This window comes from bacterium (genome assembly GCA_013360215.1).
In the GTDB taxonomy this organism is placed as follows: domain Bacteria; phylum CLD3; class CLD3; order SB21; family SB21; genus JABWCP01.
The window spans coordinates 21,924-33,935 of record JABWCP010000018.1 but is presented as its reverse complement, the minus strand read 5'-3'; the positions used below and the strand labels follow the sequence as shown (position 1 = coordinate 33,935).

10 protein-coding genes are annotated in these 12,012 nt (G+C 44.4%); 5 read left to right on the top strand and 5 right to left on the bottom strand.

The features are described 5' to 3' along the window. Positions 1 to 2 precede the first annotated feature (2 nt). Positions 3 to 587 carry a pseudouridine synthase gene (locus tag HUU58_11270; protein NUN46251.1) on the top strand — a complete coding sequence of 195 codons (585 nt, stop codon included), beginning with the start codon at positions 3 to 5 and terminating at the stop codon, positions 585 to 587. A gap of 55 nt (positions 588 to 642) precedes the next feature. Continuing rightward, entirely contained in the window at positions 643 to 1,062 is a 420-nt protein-coding gene (locus HUU58_11265) for a hypothetical protein (GenBank protein NUN46250.1), read from the top strand. A 65-nt stretch (positions 1,063 to 1,127) separates the two neighbouring features. Here the strand turns inward: HUU58_11265 and HUU58_11260 are convergent, their stop codons facing one another. Continuing rightward, the gene (locus HUU58_11260) at positions 1,128 to 1,994 is read right to left on the bottom strand and encodes a TIGR02757 family protein (GenBank protein ID NUN46249.1); all 867 of its coding nucleotides are present in this window, start codon (positions 1,992 to 1,994) and stop codon (positions 1,128 to 1,130) included. Positions 1,995 to 2,268: 274 nt separating this feature from the next. Between HUU58_11260 and HUU58_11255 the strand changes: the two genes are divergently transcribed. Both HUU58_11255 and HUU58_11250 read left to right on the top strand, forming a co-directional pair. Beyond that, positions 2,269 to 6,318 (top strand): response regulator, encoded by a 4,050-nt coding sequence (locus HUU58_11255; protein ID NUN46248.1) that lies wholly within the window; start codon positions 2,269 to 2,271, stop codon positions 6,316 to 6,318. Next, on the top strand, positions 6,315 to 6,695 hold the full coding sequence (locus tag HUU58_11250; GenBank protein ID NUN46247.1) for a response regulator: 381 nt from the start codon (positions 6,315 to 6,317) through the stop codon (positions 6,693 to 6,695). Before HUU58_11255 ends, HUU58_11250 begins: the two co-directional genes overlap by 4 nt. Before the next feature lie 30 nt (positions 6,696 to 6,725). Here HUU58_11250 and rfaD read toward each other — a convergent pair whose 3' ends face one another. Further along, positions 6,726 to 7,694, bottom strand: coding sequence for an ADP-glyceromanno-heptose 6-epimerase (gene rfaD / locus HUU58_11245; protein ID NUN46246.1), 969 nt, complete (start codon positions 7,692 to 7,694; stop codon positions 6,726 to 6,728). Between the two features lie 271 nt (positions 7,695 to 7,965). Next, positions 7,966 to 9,024, bottom strand: coding sequence for a 3-isopropylmalate dehydrogenase (locus tag HUU58_11240; protein ID NUN46245.1), 1,059 nt, complete (start codon positions 9,022 to 9,024; stop codon positions 7,966 to 7,968). A 174-nt stretch (positions 9,025 to 9,198) separates the two neighbouring features. Between HUU58_11240 and HUU58_11235 the strand changes: the two genes are divergently transcribed. Continuing rightward, positions 9,199 to 9,900 carry a GAF domain-containing protein gene (locus HUU58_11235; GenBank protein ID NUN46244.1) on the top strand — a complete coding sequence of 234 codons (702 nt, stop codon included), beginning with the start codon at positions 9,199 to 9,201 and terminating at the stop codon, positions 9,898 to 9,900. 18 nt (positions 9,901 to 9,918) lie between these two features. On the opposite strand, the gene HUU58_11230 is transcribed toward HUU58_11235, so the two are convergent. Together HUU58_11230 and HUU58_11225 are read right to left on the bottom strand one after the other, a co-directional pair. Next, on the bottom strand, positions 9,919 to 10,842 hold the full coding sequence (locus tag HUU58_11230; GenBank protein NUN46243.1) for a DUF1684 domain-containing protein: 924 nt from the start codon (positions 10,840 to 10,842) through the stop codon (positions 9,919 to 9,921). After that, the gene (locus HUU58_11225; GenBank protein ID NUN46242.1) at positions 10,829 to 11,965 is read right to left on the bottom strand and encodes a 5-(carboxyamino)imidazole ribonucleotide synthase; all 1,137 of its coding nucleotides are present in this window, start codon (positions 11,963 to 11,965) and stop codon (positions 10,829 to 10,831) included. Before HUU58_11225 ends, HUU58_11230 begins: the two co-directional genes overlap by 14 nt. Positions 11,966 to 12,012: the final 47 nt, after the last annotated feature.

Here is a 12,012-nt window from a genome sequence, read left to right as displayed (position 1 = left end):
CTTTGACGCGGTTTCAATACATACTTTTTTATAAACCGTACGGTGTTATTTGCCAGTTTTCACCGCATGAAAAACATCCTTCCTTAGCAGAGTTCAAATTTCCAAAAAACGTATATCCGGTCGGTCGTTTGGACACGGACAGCGAGGGGCTGTTGATCCTCACCGATGACGGTGATTTTCAACATCGCTTGATCGAACCGCGTTACGGCCATGCGCGCACCTATCATGCGCAGGTGGAGGGAATTCCTAATGACGGAGCGTTGGATAAAATGCGGCACGGAATTCTATTGGACGGTAAACCCACATTGCCGGCACGGGTGACGGTATTGGAACCGCCACCGGATCATCCGATTCGCAATCCGCCTATCCGCTACAGAAAAAATATTCCGACGACGTGGGTTGAGTTGGTACTCACCGAAGGTCGAAACCGCCAAGTGCGGCGGATGACAGCGGCAGCTGGTTTCCCGACGCTTCGTTTATTGCGTGTGGGCATCATGAGCTTGTCATTGGAGGGATTACAACCCGGTTCGTGGCGAGCGATGACGACTGAAGAGTTTCGCTCATGTGTGGCGGTTGTAAAAAAATAAACCCGGATTGCTTTTACGCGCCACGTGAATTATCTTAGCAAAGAAAGGAAACTCTATGCATTTTTCGCAATCCGAACTGCTTATCAATATTCTTTTTTTGCTTTTTATCATCGTATTGGCCATTCAGTCATACATCCTGTATCGTGTGCGTCGTTCGCTTACACAAGCGAGCCAATTCATTCAGCTCATGAATGTGTTTTTTAAAGAGATTTCCAAAACGCACTCCAAAAGCGCATCATTGGCGGTGAACAATCAGGATGTGATGCGGCAGTTGCGAAATAAAGCCATTCGCTCCAACCCCTCGCACGGCGTTTCGTGTCTGGCGTGTAAATACAGATTATCGTATGTCAGTTTGGATCGCCCGGAAATGGATTTTACCTACGCTTGCCAGTTGACCCGCGCCACGGTGGCATTGGATGATCAATGTGAAAAATTTGAACCGGATACCGAATCCGCACAACCGTCGAATAAATAAAAAAATTCTCAAAAATCTGCATTGTTTCATTCTCTTCCACGGCACGTTTCATACCTCATTTTTTCTCACAGCAAACAGATATCATAGATAGGACAGGCATGGCATTGAACGATCCGTCGTTTGCGCGGACACATTTTGAGAATGCCGAGACGACAAATCGCAAAGTCGTATTTTACAGGATCTATCGCGTCTAATTTTTTTAACGTGTCGGTAATCTCTATCGCCGTTTTTTGGGAAGTATCCGTACGTTTGGTTAAGCCGATATAAAGTGCAATCCGCTGAATATGGGTATCTACGGGAATAAGTAATTTCGACGTCGGTAGATTCCATAATCCTAAATCAATACTATCCTTGCGCACCATCCATCGCAACATCAAAAATGCACGTTTACAGGCGCTTTTTTTGGACGGATCAGCCAAAAGAAAAGTAAATCCTACGCCGAGTGCACGCCGCCATTGCCAATGTTTTTTATCGGTGTCTTTCAATTCATCCACACATCGGCTCCATGTGATACCTAGATGTACATCTTCATTTCGATAGTGTGACTCAATCCATTTTCCAAGTGTTTGATGTTTTTGTAAAATGATTTTCAAAGCGTATAGGACACGTAAAACGTCTTCCGGCCGGATCATGCGATAGTACCATTTTTGCCAGCGTGGTAATTCACGCTCGGGATCAAAATGGGTAACGTAATAATGCGGCTGATTATTCATAAGTGTTAGCACAGAAGATAATGCCTTGTTGATTTGTGCTACCTGACCGAACGCCATGGCGGATGCCAGTACGGCTGTAATTTCCTGATCACACGGTTGCTCAAAACGGTGAACCATTTGGATCGGATCGCTGGCGATATAGGACGCATCAAATGCGTTATAAAGGTTATCCAAAAGCTGTTTTCGTTTACGCAGTGTGGCGTTGCGGGGTCGAATCACAGAGATGTCCTTTGCGAAGGAGATAGGTTGTCTAATGTTGTTTTCCGATGTATAAAACGAAAAACATCCATCATGCCAAATGGTATTTAGTATTAAAAAAAAGACTTATTCTCAACTATGATTTGAAAGGTTTGGAATACCAGTTTTTTAATTTTCTTGCACAGGCTCTTGAGATTAGTTAAGTTTTAAACGCTTGCCTGATGTTCTCACTTCTTAATGTTCTCGACGGTTCGTGCATGGCAATGCCATGCCGATGGATATGAAAGTAATGACTATGATCAAAAAACGAATTTTGGTCGCTTGGTTGTTTTTTATCGGAACTACCTTTCTTTTTTCACAATCCCGTGAATTTGAATTTAAACGACTAACCGTAGAAAACGGCCTGTCGCAAAGTAATGTGTATGCCATTGTACAAGACTATCGCGGATTTATTTGGTTTGGGACGCAGGATGGTCTCAACCGTTACGACGGCTATCAGTTTAGTGTTTTCAAACATGATGTGGATGATAGTAGTTCGATATCTATGAATTGGATCAATACGATTTACGAAGATAAACATCATGTGTTATGGATCGGTACGCAAGGCGGCGGGCTATCACGCATGAACCAAACCACGGAACAGTTTCGTAATTTTATCGCTGACGGCCAGGCCGGTTCGTTGCCGTCTAATGACGTTTATGCGATACTAGAAGATCATATCGGCAATTTTATGATTGCTACCGGCCGGGGCATCGTGTATATGGATCGTGAAAAAGAAACTTTTCGCCCTGCCTCTGAAGTTCCGGAATTAAAGTATGGGCAAATAAAGGCATTGTGTGTAGAACGCTCGGGCACCGTATGGGCAGGAACACAACTGGGAGGTTTATTTGTACGCGATCGTCAAGGCCAGTGGTTTCGCATTTCGATGCAAATCGCCGGTCGTCCGCAAAGTGATGAAGTGGTCGTTACCTCGTTAACCGAAGATATCACTGGTCAAGTTTGGATCGGTACGGATAAAGGATTGTTCAATTGGGACAACGGGACAATGACCAAATACACTTCAACGAAGTTGGATAATAAAGTTCTGACGGATGGTCCGATAAACCAAGTATCCACGGATCGTGCCGGACGCGTTTGGATCGGCACAGATAACTTCGGCCTTTTCGGAATATTTGATACGACACGATCGGAAGCTGTTCGTTTTGTAAACGATCAACTCAATCCGCGCAGTTTAAGCGAAAATCGAGTTTATTCAGTTCTTGAAGATGATGCGGGCAATGTTTGGATAGGAACGGGCGGCGGAACAAGTATTTGGAATGCCAGAGCGAATAAATTTCGCGTGTATCGTCGCTCGTTGACTTCGCAAAATACGTTAAGCCACAATCATGTTTGGGACATTTTGGAAGATCGAATGGGTTATTTATGGGTAGGTACTAATGACGGTCTCAATCGTTTGGATAGAAAAACCGGTAACTGGAAAAACTGGCGTTATAATAAATTACATGCATCCGGATTAAGCGCTGAACGCGTTTGGACAATTTACGAAACGCGTGACGGCGAAATTTGGCTTGGTATGTCCGGCGGCGGTTTGTCGCGTTATGATTTCGCGACGGACCGTTTTACGCACTTCCGTCATGATCCAAAAAACCCAACTTCAATTAATAACAATCGTGTGCGTAGTATCGTGGAAGATCATGATGGCATTCTGTGGGTCGCTACACGCGGTGGTGGACTCAACCGATTTGATCGTAAAAAAAATGTTTTTACGTCATATCAATACGATGGCCCGGACGGAAAAAGTATCAGTTCCAATGACACCTATGCGCTGCTTGTACAGGATAGTATTTTATGGATCGGTACGTTTGACAATGGACTGAATAGTCTTAACCTGCGAACGATGACGTTTACGCGTTATACGCACGATCCTCGTAATCCGTCTTCGATTAGTTCCAATAAAATTTCTTCGTTGTGTTTAGATCGTAATGGCGCATTGTGGATCGGTACAACTGAAGGATTGAACCGTTTGAACCATCAAAGAAACAGTTTTGAAAGATACACACCTAAAGATGGTTTACCCAACGAAGTCATATTGGGAGTTTTAGAAGATAATAAAGGCTTCCTTTGGCTTTCGACGAATCGCGGACTTGCACGGTTTGATCCGCTTGCCCCACGCGGCCAAAAATTCAGAAACTATAACCCGAATGACGGATTACAGGCCGACGAATTTAACGGTTCTTCGTTTCATAAAAGTAAAAGCGGCGAATTGTTTTTTGGTGGTGTCAACGGATTCAATGCGTTTTTTCCTGAAGAAATCAAAGATAATACGCATGTACCGTCGGTCGTACTGACGGCGTTTAAAATTTTTGATAAACCGCTTCGCCTTCAAGGTGCGATAGCCGCGATGGATCAAGTGACCTTGGGTCAAAAAGAAAATGCATTTTCGTTCGAATTTGCCGCTTTGGATTTTACGGCGCCTACAAAAAATCAATACGCGTACAAAATGGAAGGGTTTGATGAAGACTGGATTTACTGCGGCACGCGCCGGTATGCGGGTTATACTAATTTGGATGGTGGCACATACACATTTCGGGTCAAAGCGTCCAATAACGATGGGATTTGGAACAATGAAGGTATCGCCGTGCAGGTTACGGTGGTTCCTGTTTTTTATAAAACGGTATGGTTTCGCATTCTTGCATCATTGGTCATTGTTCTTGTGGCGTATTCGTTCTACCGTTCACGCCTCAATCGCGTAAATCGAATCAAAGAGTTGCTCGAAAGAAAAGTGGCCGAGCGTACAAAAGATCTCAGCGAGATGAATGCCAAAATCATGGAAACCGATCGCCTGAAATCAGAATTTTTGGCCAATATGAGTCATGAATTGCGAACGCCGTTGAATGCTATTATTGGATTTTCAGAATTGCTTATTGACGAAATGCGGCATACGGCAAATGCGGATCAACTTCAAAATCTCAGTGACATTCATGACAGCGGTCGCCACTTGTTGATGTTAATCAATGATATACTTGATTTATCCAAAATCGAAGCCGGGAAAATGGAGCTTTTTCCACAACAGTTTATTATGGAGGAGTTGTTGGAATCGGTTCACCATACGATGGCTCCGCTTTTGAATAGAAAAAATCAAACGCTGTCATGGCAGTTAGATACCAATGCGCCGGCTGTGTACGCCGATCAAAACAAGATCAAACAGGTTCTGATTAATTTATTGTCCAATGCGATCAAGTTTTCTCCGCACGACAGTGCGATCATCGTCACATCAAAAGCGTTGAATACCGATGAGATTGATATGGTAGAGATCGCCGTACATGATCATGGAAAAGGAATTGCGCCGGAAAATCTGGATTTGATTTTTGAAGAGTTTCGGCAGATTGATGGAAGCCATGCCCGTGCGGAGCAGGGCACGGGGCTTGGTTTGGCGTTGTGTCGGCGATTGATCGAAATGCATGGCGGCAAAATCAGCGTCGAAAGTGAAATCCATCACGGTAGCACATTTCGTTTTACCATCCCGCGCGCCGTTGCAGGATCCTCGCAAGAAGTTATGTCGGAAATGCCGGTGGATCTTACGCATCAATCATTGATTTTGATGATCGAAGATGATCCACAGTCGGCCAGCCTGCTCCGACGCTATCTTGAAATAGCCGGTTATCGTGTTGCGCATGTGCGCAACGGCTCAGAAGCTCTGGAAGAAGCGCGGCGACTCAAGCCGATGGCCATTACACTGGACATTATGTTACCCGGCAAAGACGGCTGGCAGATACTGCAGGAATTAAAAAATGATGCCGATACGTCGGATATTCCGGTATTTATCGTGTCGGTAGCAGAGAATAAAGAGTTGGCCTACAGTCTTAAAGCGGAAGATTATTTTACCAAGCCGATTGATCGTGAGCGCTTGATCCATCGTATAGGCCAGTTGCGCATGCGCCGTATCACAGGCGAAATTCGTCAGATACTCATCGTGGATGACGATCCGAATGCGCTGAGCATACTTGAAAGTTTTTTGTATAAAAACGGGTTCCGTGTTTTGCGTGCGCATGGCGGCAGAGAGGCGCTTGTTATGATGCACGGCGCGGCGATTGATCTGGTGCTGCTGGATCTGATGATGCCGGAAATGTCCGGTTTTGAAGTAGTAGAAGCTATGCGTAATGAAGAAACGCTGCGTGAAATACCCATCATTATTTTGACGGCTAAAGACCTGACGGCCGAAGAACGCGAACGGCTGCGTATGCATGTACGTGCATTGATGCAAAAAGCAACATACAAAACGGAAGATTTAATAGAAGAAATTCGACGAATCCACCCGAAAACAGGAGCGCTGAGTAATTCATGATAAAGCAAAAAACAATACTGCTGGTGGAAGACAATGAAGTCAATATGCGGCTTGTGGAACGTACGATCAAAAATCCGGCTTATACGATCGTAAGCGCCGGTAACGGTGAAGAAGCCTTGGAACGCGCTGCACAGTACAAACCGGATTTGATTATTTTGGATATTCAAATTCCTAAAATGGACGGTTATGCGGTCGCGCGAACTCTCAAAGCGGATCCGGCGTTGAAGCATATTCCCATTATTGCATTGACGGCGCACGCGATGAAAGGGGATGAGGAAAAAATTTTAGCAGCAGGGTGTGACAGCTACGTCAGCAAACCTATCGAGGTGTCGAAATTTCGCGAAAAAATCAACGATCTCTTGTCCGATAAATCGTAATGATTTTATTGGATACTATAAAATTAAATACTATAAATAAGCATTGCTAGAAAGATAATTCTGTACGTAGTCTTTCACCGACTCCTCAAGTGTTCGAAATCGAATCGGACAACTGGCATCTTGTAGTTTTTTCATGGTTGCTTCCGTATGGTATTGATATGCATTGCGAATCATCTCCGGCATATCAAAATACTCGATTAACACGGGTTTGTTCATTGCATGAAACACAGCCTTTGCGAGATCATTCCACGAACGAGCCTTTCCTGTCCCGAGATTAAAAATCCCACCTACATCGCGGTATTCTAAGAGCCAAGCTATGATATCTACCGTGTCTTTGATGTATACAAAATCGCGGACTTGAGCGCCATCCGCGTAATCCGGTCGATGAGATTTAAAGAGTCGAATTTTTTCGCTTTCTAAAACTTGATAAAAGGCTTTGTTTACGAGGCTTCGCATATCGCCTTTGTGATATTCGTTTGGGCCGAACACGTTAAAAAATTTTAAACCGGCTACCCGGGATTGTAATCGCTCCTGTAAAATCCAAAGATCAAAAATGTGCTTGGAATAACCATATTTATTCAGAGGTTTGAGCGAGGGCATTTGCGCATCGTTATCGGTAAAGCCTAATTCGCCGCCGCCGTAGGTAGCCGCGCTGCTGGCATAAATAAAACGTACGTTGCGTGCCAATGCCCAACGTGCTACGCGTTTGGAGTAGTGATAATTATTTCGCATAAGATAATCGGCATCTTGTTCCGTCGTGGCCGAGCAGGCACCCATATGGATAACCGCTGTCGTATCATCAAAGTAGGCTTTATTGTCTAGCAATCGCAGGAATTCATCTTTGTGAAGATAATCGGTAAAGCGTTTACCGATAAGATTTTTCCATTTATCGCTGGTTCCCAGATTATCCACCACGATGATTTTATCATGTCCCAGATCGTTGAGCTTACGTAACATGGCGCTGCCGATAAAACCCGCGCCGCCGGTGAGAAGGATCATAAAAAAATTCCTCTGAAAATTTTCAGAGGAATATCTAAAATTAGCAATGCATTATCAACGGTAATACTATAACAGATTATTACCGGACGAGAAGCCTGTTTTTTGATGAAAATTTGTAAGTGCGGGTTAACCGCAAGCGTAAAATCCTCCGGTTACCACCACGAGGATGAGTAACCACAGGATTAATTCCCTGAATTCCTTTTTCATACTGCCCCTAATTACTTTACATAAGTGTACGATACATACACGATTGAAAGAGAAAGTAAATCTTCTAATTTTCAGCGCGAATCACTTCAGCAATAAAATTACCGCAGGCTTTTGTTCCTTCGGTGCCGCCCAGTTCTTTGGTTAACTTGTTTTTTTGTATGGCGACGCGTACAGCGCGGTCGATCATATCGGCCTGAGTAGTAAATCCGAGATGACGAAGCATCATTTCGGCTGTCAGAATAGAAGCCACAGGGTTGGCGATATCTTTACCGGCAATGTCCGGTGCGCTACCATGTACCGGTTCGAACATGGAAACGCCATTCGGATTGATATTACCTGAAGCTGCAAGGCCCATACCGCCTTGAAGCTGTGCTCCGATATCCGTAATGATGTCGCCAAATAAATTATTGGTAACAATGACTTCAAACATTTCCGGTTCACGGATCATCATCATGGCGAGGGCATCAATATAAAAATGTTTGGCCTGGATTTGCGGATATTCTTTGGCCACTTCAAAGAAGCAACGATACCAAAGGTTATGACCATATGTCATCGCATTGCTTTTGTCCGCCATGGCGACTTTTTTATGTCCGTTTTTGGAGGCAAATTCAAACGCATAACGGATAATGCGCTCCACGCCTTTGCGTGTATTGACTTCCTCTTGAATGGCGATTTCATCGGGAGTGTTTTTCTTGAAAATACCGCCAACACTGACATAGAGACCTTCCGTATTCTCACGGAAAACCGTAAAATTGACATCGTGAACGGTTTTATTTTTCAGAGGGCAAAACCGCTCATCCAACAATTTGACAGGACGGAAATTGACATAGAGATCCAGTTTAAAGCGCGTACCTAGAAGAATATCTTTTGCATGCTCGTTACCGGGAACACGCGGGTCACCGAACGCGCCCATGAGAATGGCGTGGTAGTTATTCCGGAAATCATCGTATTGCTCTTCCGGCATCGTTACCTTGGTTTTCAGATACTTTTCGGCGCCATAATCCATCGTGGTCAACTTGATATCCATCGGCTTACGCGTTTGGACCGCTTCAATGACTTTTAGTGCTTCATTTATTACATCAGTTCCTATCCCATCTCCGGGAATTACGGCTATGCGCTTCATTTTGTTAATCCAAATATTGATATTTTTTTAGCGCGCAAAAATAAGCAATAGACCCAAAAATAGCAAGCAAAGGCCTATATCTAATTCTACCGATATAGTTGCTTGCCAATTGCTCAATGGGAAGTTATTTTTGGAAGAGAGCAATCAACAACCAAGCAAATATAGGAATTTAACATGTCTATATCGCTGCAGGAATATTTTCATGCCATCGCTGAAGCTACTTACGGAAAGATCGGTGATGATTTTTTTAAATCGTTGGTTCGCAACCTCAGTTCCGTTTTACAAATGGAGTTTGCGATGGTTACGGAATGCGCAAACTCAGAAAAAAGCAGACTGCGTACCATTGCACATTGGATCGGGATGGATTACGGAAAAAATTTCGAATATGATATTACCCATACACCTTGTCAGATGGTCATTCATGGCGGATTGCAGTGTTATACGGAGGATTTGCCGGCTCAATTTCCTCTCGAAAAAGAGCTTTCTGAAATACGAGCGACGAGTTATATCGGCATTCCTTTGAAAAAATCAAACGGAGAAATAGTCGGCCATCTGGCGCTTTTGGATACGCGTCCTATTTTAGATGCGGAAATTAAAGCCAGTATTTTGAAAATTTTTGCATCACGTGCCGAAGCCGAATTAGAACGCTTACAGGATAAACGTGAAAGAGAGCGATTGATTCACGAATTGCAGGAAAGCCTCGAACTTGTTCAAACTCTTCGAGGCATGTTACCGATTTGTGCGTCGTGCAAAAAAATTCGCGATGATAAAGGTTACTGGAATAGGATCGAAGAATATGTAGAGCGGCATTCGGGTGCGCAATTTACACACGGCATTTGCCCAGAATGTTCGGTCAAACTCTACCCTGACCTTTAACGAATGTATGTGGCATATTTAATGTTTTTTATGGCCCCACATTTTTTCGCCGGCTTTTATCGGTATCGGCAGTTTGTTTTGTAGAGGCGGCAACGGGCAGGTGGCATAATCCGTAAATACGCAGGGCGGGTTATAGGCTTTATTAAAATCTACGATGACCGAATCGCCATGAGCCGGCATTTTGGAGTAAAGAAAACGACCGCCGCCGTAAGTTTCCGATCCGTTGGTGCGGTCACCAAAAATAATGAATAAGTCATCCGAACCATCTTCCAATACCGGTTCGAGTGTATAGGTTTGATCATCTATCGTAAACGTCAAAAGCCCGGGGCATTTCATCGAATCCACGGTTCCCAAAATGGTAGGTATTAGGATTATTTTCATCGGATCGTATTTTTTAATTGTGGCATGCGTTTGCCAGTTCTTATCAACGGTGTAACGATCAATGCCTTGAAACGATTTTAGCAAAGGGCTTTCTAAATCTTTGAGACGAATGGCGTATTCGCCGTTTCGTTTGATCACATAAAAACGAAAGGAACCCATCGCCAGGCGCGTCATTAGTGAGTCAGAGTCATCTTTCAAAACGGAAGAAGAAATTGTTTTGCCGTCAGCGGTTATGATGACATCTTTTTTTACAGTTAATGTGATGACTCCTTTTTGAAGAGTAAAAATTCCGGCAAATGGAGGTGCCTGCGGAGGAAAAATAAGCTGATTGGAGGAATCGCTTCCGAACGTGTTATCGCCCTCTTTGAGCCAATGCAATCCGACTAAATTGAGCCATCCTTTTTCTTTTTTCAGATTGGCTTCCCGTAGCGCGTGCCATGCGTTGATCTCCTGTACGTAAGCGGCATCGGTTATGATCGGTGCATTCTTTTTTTGACAGGCGCTTATGAAGAGAAGCAGTATGGACAATCCGGTAAAGAGAAAAAACTTACCTCGTTTCATAAGCGATATCCTTTTTGAGTTGGCGTCCAAGTGCGATGGCATTTTCGATGTTGCGATCCAGTATGTTAAAGTGCCCCATTTTTCGCCCTGGCCGGGCTTCGGATTTTCCGTACAAATGAAGTTTTACGTGTGTATGTGAAAAAAGTTTTTCCCAGTGCGGTTGTTGGCTTCCCCAAAGGTCACCGAGAAGGTTCACCATCACAACAGGAGTTAATAAAGTAGGATCACCTGCCGGTAAACCGCAAAGTACGCGTACTTGCTGTTCGAATTGATCCGTAATGCATGCATCCAGCGTATAGTGCGCGCTATTATGAGGGCGGGGTGCCATTTCGTTGACCAATACGCGTCCATCCGGCATGACAAACATTTCAACGGCAAGTACGCCATGATAATCCAATTTTTCAGCGACCTGTCGCGCGATGGTGCGTGCCTGAGTATCCGTTGCCTCCGTGATACGTGCCGGCACGATCGTCATATCTAATATCCCGTTTTCGTGTATGTTTTCGCCGGTTGGATATTCTGTGATGCTTCCATCTACCGCGCGGGCAAGTACAACGGATACTTCTTTTTCAAAATTGAGCATTTCCTCAAGAATGCACGGTGCATCATGCATGGCACGAAAAGCATCCCGGACATCTTGGATCGTACGAACACGGTATTGCCCTTTGCCGTCATAACCGTAACGATTACGTTTGAGAATTGCGGGTAGACCGACAAAGTGTACGGCTTCATCTATATCTGACTCTGTGCGTATCGCAGCAAATTTGTTCGTCGGGATTTGATGAATACGTAAAAATGATTTCTCGTGCAATCGGTCTTGTGTAACGGAAACGGCTTTAGCGGATGGGCGGATAAAGCAATGATGTGATAATATTTCAAGCGTGTCGGCCGGTACGTTTTCAAACTCCGTAGTAATGGCAGAGCACTCCGTACGTAAGATATGAAGGGCTTCAGCCTCGTGATAATCGGCCGTGAGATGGCGATCAGCGATATGTCCCGCAGGACTCTGCGGATCCGGGTCAAGCACGATGACGCGATATCCCATCGCATGAGCGGCCATGGTAAACATGCGTCCAAGCTGGCCGCCGCCGAGCATACCAAGAGTAGAGCCGGGTTTAATCATGTATTATGAATCTTGAGAAGTTTTTTTAATGGATGTGTGTTATACAA